The organism is Caulobacter segnis, from assembly GCF_019931575.1.
In the GTDB taxonomy this organism is placed as follows: domain Bacteria; phylum Pseudomonadota; class Alphaproteobacteria; order Caulobacterales; family Caulobacteraceae; genus Caulobacter; species Caulobacter segnis_C.
In genome coordinates this window covers 4,502,895-4,518,308 of the sequence record NZ_CP082923.1, presented here as the reverse complement: position 1 = coordinate 4,518,308, position 15,414 = coordinate 4,502,895, and the positions used below count along the sequence as shown (strand labels likewise).

Here is a 15,414-nt window from a genome sequence, read left to right as displayed (position 1 = left end):
CTCAGGGCGCTAAGGAAGGTTGCGAATGCCGAGTCCCGTGATGGCGGCGCTCAAGGACATTGGAGACGGAATCCGTCTCGCGCCCCTGTGGTGGCGGGTGGGCCTTGACCAGACGGCCTCGCGCTTCCAGCGCTCGATCCTGGGTCCGTTCTGGATGGCCTGCAACCTGCTGGTCGTCGCCTTCGCCCTGGCCTTCCTCGTCAGCGCCATGATGGGCGTGGACATGTCCAAGAGCTATCCGCAGGTGGTGGCGGGGCTTCTGGCCTGGTCGCTGGTCGGCACCACGATCGCCGAGGCCCAGGCCATTTTCCTCTACAACGCTGGCCTGATGCAGAGTCAGCGCCTGCCGCTCAGCTTCTATGTCTTCCTGCACGCCCAGAAGGCGGCGACGAACTTCCTGTTCCAGCTGATCGCCTTCTGGGTGACGATGCTGGTGCTGCGCAAGTTCGCCATCCCGCACTGGACGCTGGTCCCGGCGCTGGCCCTGATGCTGGTGATCGTCTGTGTCCAGGGCTTCATCGTCGCCATCCCGTCGACGCGCTTTCGCGACGTGGCCTACATGATGAGCTACGTGGTGCAGCTGGCATTCTACGTGACGCCGGTGTTCTGGATGGCCGACAATGTCAGCGCCAAGCGCCGCTGGGTGGTCGAGCTCAATCCCCTGACGCACCAGGTCGAGCTGCTTCGCGCGCCCCTGACCGGCCATGCTCCCGCCGCGATCGACTGGTTCTGGACATTGGGAACGGCCGGGATCCTGGCCGTGATCGCCTTCGTCTTGCTGGCCATGTTCCGCAAGCGCGTGGTCTTCTGGCTGTAGGAGCGGACCATGACGCACCAGATCACGCTGAAGAACGTCGACCTCGACTACTTCGTCTACAGCCTGCGCTCGCAGTCGCTGCGCAGCGCCGTGTTCAACCTCGCGGTCGGCGGCAAGATGTACAAGGCCGCCGGCGACGTCGCGGCGGTCAAGGCGCTGCACGACATCAATCTCGAGATCAAAGAGGGCGATCGCATCGCCCTGGTGGGCCACAACGGCTCGGGCAAGACCACCCTGCTCAAGGTGATCGCCGGCATCTACTCGCCCACGCGCGGCGAACTCACGATCGACGGCGACATCACCTCGATGATCGCCATCGGCGCCGGCCTGGACATGGAGGCCACGGGCCTCCGCAACATCCACAAGCTGGGCCTGATGCGGCGACTGCCGCGCAAGGTGATCGACAGCCGTGTCGACGCCATCGCCGAGTTCTCGGGCCTGGGCGACTTCCTGCACCTGCCTGTGCGCACCTATTCGGCCGGCATGCTGGCGCGCCTGATGTTCACGGTCGCCACCGAGTTCGAGGCCGACATCCTGGTGCTGGACGAGTGGCTTAGCGCCGGCGACGCCGCCTTCGTGCAGAAGGCCGGCCAGCGCATGCATCAGATGGTCGAGGACGCCAAGATCGTGGTCATGGCCACGCACGACCACGACCTCGTCCGCCGCGTCTGCAATCGCGTCTGCGAACTGCAGGGCGGCCGTATCGCCTTCCTCGGCAGCACCGAGGACTGGCTCGTCTACCGGGAATCCCACGCCGCATGACCGACACCGCCCGCCGTCTCGCTCACGAGGACCTCAAGGGGATCGGCGCCGACGCCTGGATCGCGCGGCTGAAGCGTTCGGTCGCCGAGCGCGTGCAGGACGGCGCGCTGTATCCGGAGTTCCCCTCGGCCGAGATCCAGCGCCAGTTCGTCGGCTCGGCCTACGAGGACGCCCTGGACGAGGCCGGCCGGTTCTACCGTTTCGCCCAGGAGAGCATGAACGACCGCGCCTACAAGCGGTCGGCCGGCCAGGGCTATCTGGACTTCGGCTGCGGCTGGGGACGCATCGGCCGCTTTTTCCTGCGCGACTTCCAGGCCGAGCACATGGCCGGGGTCGATATCGATCCGGACATGGTCGCCTTCTGCGCCGGCGCGAACCTGCCGGGCCAGTTCGGGACGATCGTCAACGGTCAGCCGCTGCCGTTCGCCGACGGCCAGTTCCGCCTGGTGACCGCCTATTCGGTCTTCACCCACCTGCCGCCGCACCTGTTCCGCGCCTGGCTGGCCGAACTGCTGCGCGTGCTCTCGCCGGGCGGCCTGCTGGTGTTCACGGTCGAGCCGCCGCGCTTCCTGGACTTCCTGGAATCCACCGACCCCAATTCCGATAACGCCTGGCACGTGGCTTTGTCGGCCTACAAGGACCAGCTGCCGCGCATGCGCGACGAGCTGGCCCGCGAGGGCGTCGCCTACCTGCCCTCGGGCGGCGGCGCTCACCGCGAGGCCGAGATCTACGGCGACACCACGGTCACGGCCAAGTTCGTGGCCAAGGAAGCCGCCCCGCATGGCGGCGAGGTCGTGCGTTATATCGACGATCCTGCCCGCTTCTGGCAGGCGGCGGTGGTCATCCGCAAGCGTGAGCCGCGGGGACGACAGGGCCTGGTGGCGCGCCTGCTGGACCGCCTGACGGGCAAGGCGTGACCATGCTGCCGCCCGGTCTCAAGCCCGGACGCGACGTCGCGATCGAGGGCGTCGACGCCCAGGGGCGGGTCGTGCTGGTCGGAACCGGCGACGACCCGCAGATGATCTGGACGCCGCCGAAGGCCGAGCGCGCGGCGCTGCGAGCGGCCCGCACCGTCCGCATCGACATCAAGCTCGAAGCGCTGGACGGCGAGCTCGTCGGGCCGGCCCTGTTCGCCGACTGGGGCGACGGCTTTTCCGAGGATTCCTATGCGCGGCTGAAGGCCGGGCCCGACGGCTGGTTCGCCTCGCTGCCGGCCCGCAGCCGACAGCTGGTGCGGGTTCGCCTGGATCCGTCCGAAGGCCCCTGCCGCTTCACCGTCAGCCAGCTGGCGGTCAAGCCGGCCGGTCACCTGGGCAGCGATCCGCGCGGCTGGAAGGGCGTGGCGATCCAGGCGATCAAGCCGGCCCTGGGACCGCTGCGCAAGCCGGTGGGCGCGATCTGGCGCAAGGGGCGCGCCGTCGCCGAGCAGGTCCGCGCCAGCCAGGCCAAGGCCGGCGACGCCGGTCCGGTCCGCGCGGCCTACACCCACGCGATCCAGGTCTCGAAGAACCTGCGCAGCCCGCATTTCGCCGCGCCGATCGCCGCGCCGATCTCGCTGCCGGCCGACGCGCCGAAGGTCGTGGCCTTCTACCTGCCGCAGTTCCATCCGTTCCCGGAGAACGACGCCTGGTGGGGCAAGGGCTTTACCGAGTGGACCAATGTCTCCAAGGCCCAGCCGCAGTTCCTGGGCCACTACCAGCCGCGCTTGCCGGGGGATCTCGGCTTCTACGACCTGCGCCAGCGCGAGGTGCTGGCCCAGCAGGTCGACCTGGCCAAGGGCGCGGGCGTCCACGCCTTCTGCTTCCACTACTACTGGTTCGCCGGCAAGCGCCTGCTGGAAAAGCCGATCGAGCTCTATCTGGCCGACCCGACCCTGGACCTGCCGTTCGCCCTGTGCTGGGCCAACGAGAACTGGACCCGCCGCTGGGACGGCGACGAGACCGACGTCCTGATGGCCCAGAAACACTCGCCGGAGGACGACCAGGCCGTGTTCGAGGACATGGCCCGCTACATGCGCGACCCTCGCTACCTGCGGGTGGGCGGCAAGCCGGTGCTGGTGCTGTACCGGCCCGAAATCCTGCCGGACGCCAAGGCGACCACCAACCGCTGGCGCGCCCAGGCGCGGGCCATGGGGCTGGGCGAGCTGCATCTGCTGTGCACCACGGCCTTTGGCTTTCAGGACTATGCCAGCCACGGCTTCGACGGGATCATCGACTTCCCGCCCCACGCCATCGTCGAGGGCGAGATCACCAAGTCGGTGACGCCGCTGCACGAGAACTTCACCGGCAAGGTCTACGACTATCCGGCAGTCGTCCGGCACAAGCTCTCCGAGCTGTCGAACGTCGACGCCGCCTTCGTGCCGGGCGTCATGCCGGGCTGGGACAACCAGGCCCGCAAGCCCTGGGCCGGCCACGCCTTTCACAACGCCGACCCGGAAAGCTACCTGACCTGGCTGTCGGGCGCGCTGAAGCATGTCGAGACCAGGCATCCCCAGGGCCAGGGGCTGGTGTTCGTCAACGCCTGGAACGAGTGGGGCGAGGGGGCTTATCTCGAGCCCGACCGCTGGTTCGGCCACGGCTATCTGCACGCCACCCGCGCGGCCCTGGGCGCCTATGTGCCGCGGCTGACGGACGCCCATCCGCTGGTGGCCGACGCTCAGGCTGGGTTCGAGAAGCGCGCTGACGCCGTCGTGCTGCTGCACCTCTTCTACCCGGAGCTGATCGACTGGTTCGCCCAGCGCCTGGCGGCCACGGCCAGCGGCCTCGACCTGATGATCACCGTGCCGGAAAGCTGGAGCGAGGCCGACCTCGCCCGGGCCCGCGCGGCGTTCCCCAACGCCCACCTGGCCATCGCTGAGAACCGCGGGCGCGACATTCGCCCGTTCGTCGAGACCCTGCGCCGGGCGCGCGCCCTGGGCTATTCGGTGTTCTGCAAGCTGCACTCCAAGCGCTCGCCTCACCGCGCCAAGGGCGACGAATGGCGGGCCGAGCTGTTCGACGGCCTGCTGGGCGGCGAGGCGGCCAGTCTGGCTCTGCGCGCCTTCGCCCAGGATCCGAAGCTGGGCCTGCTGGCCTCGTCCGAAGCGCGCATGCGCATCGGCGATCCAGACGTGATGGCCAACAACGGAGCGGCGGTCGAGCGCCTGAAGGCCCGCATGGGCCTGAAGCTGGAGCCCGAGACGCCCTTCGCGGCCGGCTCGATGTTCTGGGGTCGGACGGAGGCCTTCGCCCCGCTGTCGGACCTGACCGACGCCGAGATCGACTTCGGGCCCGAGTTGGGCCGCGTCGACGGGACCACGGCCCACGCGATCGAGCGGCTGACCGCCGCCATCGTCGCTCGCGCCGGCTACCGCGCGAGCTTCGAGCTGTGAAGCGGGTGCTGCGCGTCGCGCGCCGGATCGCCAGGCAGGCGGCCGGCCGGTTGAAGGCGATGGTTCCCGAGCGTCCGGAAGGGCCCGGTACGCCGCTGGAGGTGGTGTTCGAGGAGAACGTCCTGCCGCGCGTCGACGACGTGCTGGGCGAGCCTGGGCCCGCCGCGCCGGGCGCCATGGCCCAGGCGATCCCCCAGATGATCCTGGACGAGCCCGAGACCCGCGAGATCCTGGGCGGCCGCAGCGGCGGGACCGACGTGCCGCCCTGGGCGCACGGCGCCAACGGCGTATTGCGCTCGCGCGTGGACCTTGTCCGCCTGTCGGGCGTCTGGCACGCGCCGGCCTATGGCGCGCTGTTCAACGACCAGGGCCAGGTGTTCCACAAGGCCATCCACGAGGCGCTGTACCTGACCCCGACCCTGGGCCTGCTGCCCGGCGTCAAGGTCGAGGCGGAGGGGCCGTTGTTCCGAGTTCCGGGCGAGGTCCCGGTGATCGACCGGGCGACGGTGTTCATGGCCTGGGGCGGTCTGCACAACTATGGCCACTTCCTGATCGACTGCCTGCCGGCCCTGATGACGGCGATCGGCGCGGGCGCGGCCGAGCGCTTTCCGGCGATCACGCCGCCCCTGCTGCCCTGGCACCGCGAACTCCTGTCCCTGATGCTGGGCGACCAGCCCCAGCCGCGCCTGGTCGAGGCCCCGCTGGTGCGGATCGAGGACGCGGTCTTCGCCACGGCCATGGACCACTTCCTGCACGCGCCCAACGCGCCGCTGGACGTGGTGCGCGAGCGGATCCTGGCCGCCGCCGCCATCGATCCGGCCGCCGGCGCCAAGCGCATCTACGTCACCCGCCGGGGCTCGCAGAAGCGGGTGCTGGTCAATGAGCTGGACCTGGAAACGGCCCTGGCGGCGCGCGATTTCACGATCGTCCGGCCCGAGGAACTGTCGGTCCGCGACCAGATCGCCCTGTTCCATCAGGCGGACCTGATCGTCGCCCCGGCTGGCGCGGCCCTGGCCAACGTCCTGTTCTGCCGGCCCAGCGCCAAGGTCATCGAGCTGCAGCCCAGCAACTTCATCGGCGTCTGGGTGCGCAACATCGCCCTGCTGGTCGGGGTCGACTGGCGGGCGTTCTTCGTGCCCTCGCCGCTGAGCGAGACCGAGGTCTATCTGGAAGGCCACCATCGTCCGAACGCCGAGTTCAGCTGGCGGCTGGACCTGCCGGCTTTCCTCGCCTTCCTCGACGCCGCGCTCTAGGGGGCGGTCGATGGTCGCCTGCGTCGACATCACCGACTGCGACCGGGTCTCCCTGGCTTCGGCCCTCGCGGGCGCCGGCGGCCGCGCCGTTCGCGCCAAGCTGATGGACCGCGGCGGCATCGTCCTGGCCCGGCCGATGCTGTGGCCGTGCGCGGGCGAGCAGATGAACGCCGACCACACGATGGATTGGCCCGCGCCGGACATCGACCTCTACGTCGTGCGCGACGTGCTCTGCGGCGGCCGGGGAAGCCACCTGACCCTGGATGGCCAGCCGTTGCAGGCGCGGGGGCCTTATCCGGGCTATATCAAGTACTGGTACGACAACGCCATCGCGCCCGAGAACTGGGCGTTCAGCGCGCCCGCCGGGCGGCGGCTGGAGCGGGCGTTCGTCATCGCCCACTTCAACTTCGTCTGGGGTCACTGGCTGACCGAGATGTACCCCAAGCTGTTCCTGATCCAGGCGCTGGCCGAGGCGGGGATCGCCGCGCCGATCGTGCTGCCGGCGACCGCGCCGGCCTATGTGGCGCGGATCGTGCGCCAGCTGCTGCCGACGCACGAGATCGTCACCTACGATCCGGCGCGCGAGGCGCTGCGGATCGATGCCGCCCTGCTGCCGCACATGCTGCACGCCGACTACATCTTCCACGACTTCCTGCGCTGGAAGCTGGAGGAGCAGGCCCTGGCCTGGCCGCGCGGCGGGGGCTTCGACAAGGTGTTCGTCAGTCGCGCGGGCCTGCGCGCGCCGGGCGTCTTCCGCGAGATGACCAACGAGGCCGAGATCGAGATGATCGCCCAGGATCTGGGCCTGACCCTGCTGCGGCCTGAGACCATCCCCTGGGAGGAGCAGGCTCGCATCTTCTCGCGCGCCCGCGTGGTGGCGGGCGAGTTCGGCTCGGGCCTGCACAACGCCCTGCTGTCGCCGGCGGGCTGCCAGGTGGTGTCGCTGAACTGGCTGGTCGAGGTGCAGTCGCGGATCGGCAACTTCCGTCGCCACGACGTCGGCTACATCCTGCCCAGTGACGGCCGGCCTCGGCTGCACACGGTCGAGCCGCAGAGCCAGCCCTTCACGATCGATCCCGCCGAGTTTCGCGCCAAGTTGGGCCTGGCCGTCGAACGCGCCGAGGCTAAGGCGGCCATGGCTGGCTGGGACGACGGCCCGCTGGCCGCGCCGGAGCTGCGGCTGTGAGGGCGCTGGTCCTGGCCGCCCTGCTGGTGGCGACGCCGGCGATCGCACAGCCGCGCCTGTCGCTGATCAAGGCTTGCGAGACGCCGAAGGGAATCGAATTCCAGGGCGGCGGCTACGGTGGGATCTCGGGCATCGACCACGACCCGCGAACCGGCCTCTGGGCGTTCATCAGCGACGACAAGTCCGAGCGCGGGCCGTCGCACTTCTTCCTGGGCCGGCTCGACGTCCGTCCGGACAAGCCGTGCGGTCCGACGCAGGAAGCGATGGTCCCGCTGCGCCGTGAGGATGGCGCGACCTTCCCCGACCGCAAGGCCGGGACCGAGGCCGCAGACGGCGAGGCGATCCGGTTCGATCCGCTGAGCCACGATCTCGTCTGGGCCACCGAGGGCGACTTCGAGCACAGCGATCCGCCGTCGGTGCGGCGGATCAAGGCCGACGGAACGCCGGTCCAGCGCGTGGTGGTCCCCGACGCCCTGACCTTCCACGCGGGCGGAGCGACCGGCGCGCGAAAGAACGCCACGGTCGAGGGACTGAGCTGGTCCGTCGACGGAAGGTTCCTGTGGCTGTCGATGGAGTGGCCGCTGGTCCAGGACGGCCCGATCCCGTCCGTGTCCGAGACCGGCCTGACCCGGCTGACCCGGCTGGATCGCGCCGGCAAGGCGCGGGGCCAGTACGCCTATCGCGTCGACCCGGTGCAGGTCGCCTCGCCGGTGGGGGTGAACGACAACGGGATCAGCGAGATCCTGGCCCTGGACGATCATCGCCTGCTGGTGCTGGAGCGCTCGGGCGTGAAGCAGGCGGACGGGCGCTACAGCTATCACATCCGCCTCTATCTGGCGGACCTGGCCAAGGCCCAGGACATCTCCAAGATCGAGAGCCTGGGGGTCACGCCGGTGCGGGCGGTCGAGAAGCGGCTGTTGCTGAACTTCGATCGCCTGGGGATCCGGATCGACAATCTTGAGGCCATGGCCTGGGGGCCCCGCCTTGAGGACGGGGCCCGCACGCTGGTTCTGGCCTCGGACGACAACTACGACGCCAACCAGGTCAACCAGATCCTGGTCCTGCGGTTCGCGCCCTAGGGCCTCAGGCCGCCTCCTCCGCCGGGAAATCGGTCGAGACCGCTACGCCGCGCCAGGCGTTGACGACCTCCAGCAGCTGGGCGGCCTTGGCCTCGGTCGCGGCCGCCGTGTCGCTGCCCAGGGGCAGACGAACGGGCGGGTTCGGCGCGTCCACGAACGCGACCAGCACCTTGGCCAGGCGCTCGGGATCGCCGGGCTGAGCGTGGCTGACCTCGGCCGCATGGGTCCGCGTGGCGCCGGCCGTCTCGTGATAGTCGGCGATGCTGGCGGGGCTGACGCTGAGCGAGGTCGCGTCCAGGAAGTCGGTGCGGAAATAGCCGGGTTCGACCGCCGTGGCGAAGATCCCCAGCGGCGCCAGCTCGGCGGCCAGGGCCTCGGTCAGGCCCTCGACCGCGAACTTGGTCGAGCAGTAGACGCCGAAGCCGGGCCCCGAGCGCAGCCCGCCCACCGACGACAGGTTCAGGATCCGGCCCGAGCGCTGGCGGCGCATGTGGGGCAGCACGGCCCGGGTCACGGCCAGCAGGCCGAAGACGTTGGTGCGGTACAGGGCCTCGATCTCGGAGCCCGTGGCTTCCTCGACCGCGCCCAAGAGGCCGTAGCCGGCGTTGTTGACCAGGATGTCGATGCGGCCGAAGCGCTCGACGGCCGTCTTGGCCGCCTGGTGGGCCTGGGCCTCGTCGGTGACGTCCAGGGCCACGGCCAGCAGGTTCGGATGCTGGCCGATCCGGTCGATGACGGCTTGCGGGTCGCGAGCCGTGGCGACGACGGCGTCGCCGGCGGCCAGGGCCTTCTGGGCGATCAGGGCGCCGAAGCCGCGCGAGGCGCCGGTGATGAACCAGGTACGCATGTCTCGTTTCCTTCCGTTGGGCCGCGTCGGGGAGCGTCGCGGCGACGGAGGAACATCTAGACCTCGGCCTTCGATGAGATAATCATGCCAGTTCTCGTCAAGCTATTGAGTCATTCTCAGCAATGCGTCCCGTCGCGCCCGCCGACCTGGCCAGCTTCCTGGCCATCGCCCGCCACAAGAGCTTCCGCCGCGCCGCCGACGAGCTGGGCTGCACGCCCTCGGCGCTGAGCCACGCCCTGCGGGGGATCGAGGAGCGGCTGGACCTGCGCCTGGTCAACCGCACGACCCGCAGCGTCGCCCTGACCGAGGCCGGCGAGCGGTTGTTCGCCCGCGTGTCTCCGGCCTTCCGCGACATCGACGACGCCCTGGACGACCTCAACAACTTCCGAGGCCAGCCGATGGGCGCGCTGCGCTTCAACGCCTCGCGCGGGGCGGCCGAGCTGGTGCTGCTGCCCGTCGTGACACGGTTCATGGCGGCGCAACCGGGGGTCAGGGTCGAGATCATGGTCGACGGCGCCCTGGTCGACATGGTGGCCGAGGGCTGCGACGCGGGCGTGCGTTTCGGCGAGACGATCGCCCAGGACATGGTCGCCGTGCCGATCGGCCCGCGCCAGCGCACCGCCATCGTCGCCGCCCCGTCGTTCTTCGCGCGCCATCCCAAGCCGGTCACGCCCGAACAGCTGAAGGACCTGCCCTGCATCCGCTTCCGCTTCGCCAGCGGGCGCTTCTATCACTGGGAGTTCGAGCGCGGCGGCGTCGAGCTGAACATCGAGGTCGACGGCCCGCTGACCCTGGGCGACCAGGGGCTGATGATCCAGGCGGCCCTGGACGGGGTGGGGGTGGCGTTCGCCTTCGAGGACCAGGTCGCCGACCTGATCGCGGCCGGCAAGCTGGTGCGCGTGCTGGAGGACTGGTGCCCCTACTATGGCGGCTTCTATCTCTACTATCCCAGCCGTCGCCGCGCGCCCGCGCCGCTGCGGGCCTTCATCGACTTCATCCGGGAAGGCGGCTGACCCGCCGCTATTCGTCGGGCTGGAACTTGTCGACGGCCTTGCGCAGCGCGCCGACATTGATCGGCTTGGCCAGCACCTCGATGCTTTCGAAGCCCTTGCGCGGCAGGTCGCCATAGCCGGTGGCGAACACGAACGGCACGCCCTGCTCGCGCAGCGCCTCGGCGACCGGGAACACCATCTCGCCGCCGATATTGACGTCCAGCACCGCGCCGTCCGGCGTGGGTTCGCCGCTGCCCAGCCAGGCCAGGGCGTCGGTCACCGCGCCGAACGAGCCGGCGACCTCGCATCCGAGGTCCCCGAGCATGTCCTCGACCATCATGGCCACCAGCGCCTCGTCCTCGACGATCATCACCTTGCTGGACTTCATGCGGCGAGACTCATCCTCTGCGACAGCGGAGCGCGCAGGGTGTAGACCACGCCTTGCGGCGTGAAGTCGAGCGTGGCCTTGCCCCCCAGGTCGCGGGCCAGACCGCGCTCGATCATCTGGATCCCGAAGCCGCGACGCTCGGGCGGGCCGCTCACGGCGGGGCCTCCGACTTCGCGCCAGGTCAGGGTCAGCATCGGCGGCGCGGCCCCCTCGTCGACCGTCCAGCGGATGACCACACGGCCCTCCGGCGTCGTCAGCGCGCCGTGCTTGGCCGCGTTCACGGCCAGCTCGTGCAGGGTCATGTGCACCGAGACCGAGGTCTCGGCGCTGAAGGTCAGGGCCGGACCGATGATGTCGAAGCGCTCGGCCAACTCTGGGCTGAACGGAGCCAGCGCCTTTTCCAGGATCTCGTGCAGCGCGGCGCGACCCCAGGACCGCCGCGTCAGCAGCTCATGCGCCTGCGACAGGGCCAGGAGCCGGTTCTCGAACACCTCGGCGAAGGTCTCGGGCGAAGGACTGGCCCGCAACGTCTGGCGCGATATCGACTGGACGATGGCCAGGGTGTTCTTCACCCGGTGGTCCAGCTCCTGCAGCAGGAAGGTGCCGTGGTGGCGGGCGTCGACCAGACTGTCGTGCAGGCGGCCGCTTTCGAGGGCCGAGGCCGTGGCGCGGGCCATGACCTGCAGCTTCTGCACGACCTCGGGCGAGGGGGTGTGCGACTCCGCCCAGTAGGCGCCGATCGCGGCGACCGGGTCCTCCATGCGCACCGGCGTCATGACCAGGCTCTTCACGAAGGTCGGCCGGTAGGCGTCGTGCGGGATGCGATCGTCCAGATAGATGTCGGGGATCACCACCGTCTGGCGGTTCAGCATGGCCCAACCGGAGATGCAGGCGGTCAGCGGGAAGCGCTTGCCCTTCCACAGCGGGCCGATCGCGTCCTCGTCGAAGTACCAGCACTTGTCATTGTCGCGCAGGACGAAGGCGACGCCGTCGGCGCCGGAGATGCGCCGCGCGGCCTTGCGGATGACGTCGGCCACTTCGCTGATGGTGCGGGTCGCCGAAAGGGCCTCGATGGTTTCGATGAGCGTCACCAGACCACCCGTATCGGGGGCGGCGACGTCGTCTCGTGAGGCCAAATCCAGCATTACTCTAGCATCGCACCGCGGTTGTATCCGGAACCCTAACATGCAGACGGCGCCGGGCAAGGCGAGCCGCCACAACCGGGTGTGATCGTTTGCACATTCGCCGAGGTTGAGCTTCGGCCGCCTTCCGGTTGGGTCTTCGCCGGGGGCGACCCGGGCGCTGCGAGAATGCCGTTATCTCAATGCCTACAACGATTTTCCCGTTCGGCTCGTTCAGGTCGCGACGGGCTCGGTCGGCGCCGTCTCGCCGCGCAGGACACGCGACAAACGGTCGCGGTCCAGGGCGCCTTCCCAGCGGGCGATCACCAGGGTGGCCACACCGTTGCCGACCAGGTTGGTCAGGGCCCGGCACTCGCTCATGAAGCGGTCCACCCCGACCAGCACGGCCAGGGCGGCGATCGGGATGTCGGGGACGACCGCCAGGGTCGCGGCCAGGGTGATGAAGCCCGCCCCGGTGACGCCCGAGGCGCCTTTCGAGGTCAGCATGGCGATCCCCAGCAGGGCCAGCTCCTGGCCCAGCGAGACGTGGGTGTTGGTGGCCTGGGCCAGGAACAGGGTGGCCAGGGTCATGTAGATGTTGGTGCCGTCCAGGTTGAAGCTGTAGCCGGTCGGGACGACCAGGCCCACGACCGACCGCCGCGCGCCGGCGTTCTCCAGCTTCTCCATGATCTGCGGCAGCACCGACTCCGACGAGCTGGTGCCCAGCACGATCAGCAGTTCCTCGCGGATGTAGGCCAGGAACCGCAGGATCGAGAAGCCGCTGGCCCAGGCGATCGCGCCCAGCACCACCAGCACGAACAGGATCGAGGTGACGTAGAAGGTCGCCACCAGCGCGCCCAGCTGGATCAGGGCGCCGACGCCGTACTTGCCGATCGTGAAGCCCATGGCCCCGAACGCGCCCAGCGGCGCCAGGCGCACCACCACGTGGATGACGCCGAAGAACAGCTTGGCGGTGTCCTCCAGCACGCCCGCGATCTTGTCGCCGAAGTCGCCCAGCCGCACGCAGGCGAAGCCCGTCAGGATGGCGACCACCAGCACCTGCAGCAGGTTGCCCTCGGCGAACGCCCCCACGAAGGTGTCGGGGATCAGGTGCAGCAGGTAGGGAACCAGACCCTCGCCATGCTTGGCCTTCTCGACGTAGCCGGCGGCGATCGCTGGATCCAGCGTCCGGGGATCGATGTTGAAGCCGTCGCCCGGCCGCAGGGTGCGCCCGACCACCAGGCCCAGGATCAGGGCCAGGGTCGAGACCACCTCGAAATAGAGCAGCGCCTTCACGCCCACCCGGCCGAACGCCTTGATGTCGCCCATCCGGGCGATGCCGCCGGCGACAGTGCAGAAGATGACCGGCGCGATGACCAGCTTGATCAGCTTGATGAAGCCGTCGCCCAGCGGCTTCACCGCCACCCCGACCTTGGGCCACAGCGCGCCCACCAGGATCCCCAGGGCGATGGCGATCAGGACCTGGACATAGATCGACTTCAGATGTCGCACGACGTTCATATCCCCGCTTCTCTACCGACCCCGCGCCCGGCTGCGCGGCCCGTGGCGCCCGAGTCGCGACAGCGGGGTTCGCACGCCCCGCATCTTGCGCTATTGACCCTGCGCCGCGCGCGCCGCGGCCCGGTAGCTCAGCAGGATAGAGCAGCGCTTTCCTAAAGCGAAGGTCGGGGGTTCGAGTCCCTCCCGGGCCGCCAGGGCTTGTCGGGGCAACTTAAGAGTGGCCCGAAAGCAACCTAACACTGTCCAATATGATAATCGTTCTCATTGTGGATGCGGACGAGTTTGAAGCGTGATCGCCTCGGAGGTCGGCGAAAGAACAGCTACAAGCGTGAGGGCAAACCAGCGGATCGCATCCTGAGCATCGACCGCTTGGCCCAAGTCGTTCTGACCGTCTTACTGCAGGAACCGCACACTGCCCGGGCGCGACCGACCTCTGCGATCAAGAAGGATAGCGACTACAAGAAGATCTTCCCTGACGGCGCAAACGGCTTCCCATTGGCTATGTACGGCGTTCTGGCTGAGCTCAACCTCCAGGTCGAGGAGCATTTCCGAACACTAAAGGGCATCGTCGACCAGAACCTGCTCAACAACATGCGCTTCCATGTCCTGATGGTGCTGGCCTGGACGCTCAACAAGAACTCGACCTTGCCTCCGATCCGTATCAGCCAGCTGAAGCCCAGCAAAGTGAATGCTGCCGCACTCAACAAGGTGTCGACGTGGGTGTTCAACGAATTTAACGCGCAGGGCGGCCAGGACAAGGTATCCAAGGACAAGGCTTTCACCAACCATCTATTAAATAAATGGACACAAGCCTCGACGTCCTGACTAATCTTTCCTTCTCACCCTCCCCGGCCGAACCGTATGCCTGCATCACCGGCGGGGCAGCGCCACGAGCTGCCGTTAGGCCTACGCGCGATTCAGACATTTGACCGCCGACATCAATGGCACCGTTCGCCCCATTACGAACGCTCGCCAGCGCCCAACAGGCAGCGCTGTAAGCTTCTATGAGAGGCGCGTAGCGAGTGTTGGTCGCTTCGCAAGGGGCCGTTGTCGTCTGAGAGGCCGCAAAAGTTTGATCGAAAACGCCAGCTAGGCTGGAAAATCACCCTCAGGTGTTCTCCGTTTACAAACCCGACCATTACGAGCATCGTGAATAACGTTGGTATTTAAAAGGAGCCGGGGGGCGACCATGCTAACGAGGCGGAAGTTTCACGCTGTTTTGGCCGGCACGGCTTTGGTCGGAGGTTGCCAAGAGGCTAAGCTCGCCGCCGCCACCACCCTGACGGTCTACTCGATGAAGACCGCATGGCACCCGATACCGGATATTGGCGACTGGCCGCTCGACCACGTGGCTGTCACCGCGTCGAGCGGGACACAATGGGGCTGTTTCGGCCGCACGCAAGCCGAAGAACCGGCCAACTCCAAGGCTATCGCACAAGGTGCCGGCGACGCAATGTGGGCTGCGGAGATTGCCGGGCCCGACGGACACTCCGGTATCGAGTTTGGCGTAACGGGCATTTGCCATCACTGCGCCAACCGCATTACCGCGCCGGCGAACATCGACGCGCGCAGGTCGCCGGGTAACGAGATCGCCACTCCAATCTTTGGCCGCTTTGGCTTGGGCCGGCCGGCGCTGGTCCAAAGGATCAAAGACGCCGCCAAACGGGTGAACGCCGCGCATCCTCGACGGATCTCGGACGCGGCGGTCGCCGCCGTGGTCAAGCGAGTGAGCGGCGGCCTCAAGGACGAGTGGGAAATCGTCAACGAGGACTTCGAGCAATACCTCAAGCCAGCCCTCAAGGACGAGTACGAAACTTTCAAGGGCGACATCGAGCACGTCTACCTTGGCCTCTACCACCACCGTGAGGCGCTGTTCGCGGCCTATAGCCGAGGGACGATCGACAAAGCGCGCTTCGTCGCCCGGATGAACAGCGGCTTCACCGCGTCGCTGGAGGATCTCAAGGATGTTCTCGGACCGGAACGTTTCGGCCGGATCGTACCCATTCCGATTAAGGTAGCGGCGGACTACGTGTTCTACCAACTTCCACCAGCGTACCAGTGAGAGCGACCGCCTTGAA

Annotated in this window: 14 protein-coding genes and 1 tRNA gene; 11 read left to right on the top strand and 4 right to left on the bottom strand. The window is 68.3% G+C overall.

What is annotated here, in order from left to right:
• The first annotated feature begins 25 nt into the window (after positions 1-25).
• From K8940_RS20605 to K8940_RS20575, 7 genes are read left to right on the top strand one after another with little or no spacing between them, the layout of a single operon-like run.
• The gene (locus K8940_RS20605; protein WP_223391913.1) at positions 26-817 is read left to right on the top strand and encodes an ABC transporter permease; all 792 of its coding nucleotides are present in this window, start codon (positions 26-28) and stop codon (positions 815-817) included.
• 9 nt (positions 818-826) lie between these two features.
• On the top strand, positions 827-1,579 hold the full coding sequence (locus K8940_RS20600; protein WP_223391912.1) for an ABC transporter ATP-binding protein: 753 nt from the start codon (positions 827-829) through the stop codon (positions 1,577-1,579).
• Positions 1,576-2,496, top strand: coding sequence for a class I SAM-dependent methyltransferase (locus tag K8940_RS20595; RefSeq protein ID WP_223391911.1), 921 nt, complete (start codon positions 1,576-1,578; stop codon positions 2,494-2,496). The genes K8940_RS20600 and K8940_RS20595 overlap by 4 nt, the downstream gene beginning before the upstream one ends.
• Positions 2,493-4,949, top strand: coding sequence for a glycoside hydrolase family 99-like domain-containing protein (locus K8940_RS20590; protein WP_223391910.1), 2,457 nt, complete (start codon positions 2,493-2,495; stop codon positions 4,947-4,949). Before K8940_RS20595 ends, K8940_RS20590 begins: the two co-directional genes overlap by 4 nt.
• Positions 4,946-6,202 carry a glycosyltransferase family 61 protein gene (locus K8940_RS20585; RefSeq protein WP_223391909.1) on the top strand — a complete coding sequence of 419 codons (1,257 nt, stop codon included), beginning with the start codon at positions 4,946-4,948 and terminating at the stop codon, positions 6,200-6,202. The genes K8940_RS20590 and K8940_RS20585 overlap by 4 nt, the downstream gene beginning before the upstream one ends.
• A gap of 10 nt (positions 6,203-6,212) precedes the next feature.
• Positions 6,213-7,388, top strand: a complete 1,176-nt coding sequence (locus K8940_RS20580) for a glycosyltransferase family 61 protein (protein WP_223391908.1) — start codon at positions 6,213-6,215, stop codon at positions 7,386-7,388.
• Positions 7,385-8,467, top strand: a complete 1,083-nt coding sequence (locus K8940_RS20575) for an esterase-like activity of phytase family protein (RefSeq protein ID WP_223391907.1) — start codon at positions 7,385-7,387, stop codon at positions 8,465-8,467. Before K8940_RS20580 ends, K8940_RS20575 begins: the two co-directional genes overlap by 4 nt.
• Positions 8,468-8,471: 4 nt before the next feature.
• Here the strand turns inward: K8940_RS20575 and K8940_RS20570 are convergent, their stop codons facing one another.
• Positions 8,472-9,314 carry an oxidoreductase gene (locus K8940_RS20570; protein ID WP_223391906.1) on the bottom strand — a complete coding sequence of 281 codons (843 nt, stop codon included), beginning with the start codon at positions 9,312-9,314 and terminating at the stop codon, positions 8,472-8,474.
• 122 nt (positions 9,315-9,436) lie between these two features.
• Here K8940_RS20570 and K8940_RS20565 point away from each other — a divergent pair, with 122 nt between their 5' ends.
• Positions 9,437-10,327 (top strand): LysR family transcriptional regulator, encoded by an 891-nt coding sequence (locus K8940_RS20565; protein WP_223391905.1) that lies wholly within the window; start codon positions 9,437-9,439, stop codon positions 10,325-10,327.
• A 7-nt stretch (positions 10,328-10,334) separates the two neighbouring features.
• Here the strand turns inward: K8940_RS20565 and K8940_RS20560 are convergent, their stop codons facing one another.
• The 3 genes from K8940_RS20560 to K8940_RS20550 form a co-directional block, all read right to left on the bottom strand.
• Positions 10,335-10,694, bottom strand: coding sequence for a response regulator (locus tag K8940_RS20560; protein WP_223391904.1), 360 nt, complete (start codon positions 10,692-10,694; stop codon positions 10,335-10,337).
• On the bottom strand, positions 10,691-11,785 hold the full coding sequence (locus tag K8940_RS20555; protein WP_317847010.1) for a sensor histidine kinase: 1,095 nt from the start codon (positions 11,783-11,785) through the stop codon (positions 10,691-10,693). The genes K8940_RS20560 and K8940_RS20555 overlap by 4 nt, the downstream gene beginning before the upstream one ends.
• A gap of 264 nt (positions 11,786-12,049) precedes the next feature.
• A complete protein-coding gene (locus K8940_RS20550; RefSeq protein WP_223395929.1) occupies positions 12,050-13,318 on the bottom strand; it encodes a dicarboxylate/amino acid:cation symporter in 1,269 nt (422 codons plus the stop codon).
• 135 nt (positions 13,319-13,453) lie between these two features.
• Between K8940_RS20550 and K8940_RS20545 the strand changes: the two genes are divergently transcribed.
• From K8940_RS20545 to K8940_RS20535, 3 genes are all read left to right on the top strand, one after another.
• Positions 13,454-13,530, top strand: a tRNA-Arg gene (locus K8940_RS20545).
• A gap of 88 nt (positions 13,531-13,618) precedes the next feature.
• Positions 13,619-14,161: a hypothetical protein gene (locus K8940_RS20540; RefSeq protein WP_223391902.1), complete on the top strand. Its 543-nt coding sequence runs from the start codon at positions 13,619-13,621 to the stop codon at positions 14,159-14,161.
• A 394-nt stretch (positions 14,162-14,555) separates the two neighbouring features.
• Positions 14,556-15,398, top strand: coding sequence for a hypothetical protein (locus K8940_RS20535; RefSeq protein WP_223391901.1), 843 nt, complete (start codon positions 14,556-14,558; stop codon positions 15,396-15,398).
• Positions 15,399-15,414 lie beyond the last annotated feature (16 nt).

What these genes read in the sequence shown, in the direction of transcription:
- K8940_RS20605 (WP_223391913.1), top strand. Translation starts at nt 26, where the DNA reads ATGCCGAGTCCCGTGATGGCGGCGCTCAAGGACATTGGAGACGGAATC.
- K8940_RS20600 (WP_223391912.1), top strand. Translation starts at nt 827, where the DNA reads ATGACGCACCAGATCACGCTGAAGAACGTCGACCTCGACTACTTCGTC.
- K8940_RS20595 (WP_223391911.1), top strand. Translation starts at nt 1,576, where the DNA reads ATGACCGACACCGCCCGCCGTCTCGCTCACGAGGACCTCAAGGGGATC.
- K8940_RS20580 (WP_223391908.1), top strand. Translation starts at nt 6,213, where the DNA reads ATGGTCGCCTGCGTCGACATCACCGACTGCGACCGGGTCTCCCTGGCT.
- K8940_RS20570 (WP_223391906.1), bottom strand. Translation starts at nt 9,314, where the DNA reads ATGCGTACCTGGTTCATCACCGGCGCCTCGCGCGGCTTCGGCGCCCTG.
- K8940_RS20565 (WP_223391905.1), top strand. Translation starts at nt 9,437, where the DNA reads ATGCGTCCCGTCGCGCCCGCCGACCTGGCCAGCTTCCTGGCCATCGCC.
- K8940_RS20560 (WP_223391904.1), bottom strand. Translation starts at nt 10,694, where the DNA reads ATGAAGTCCAGCAAGGTGATGATCGTCGAGGACGAGGCGCTGGTGGCC.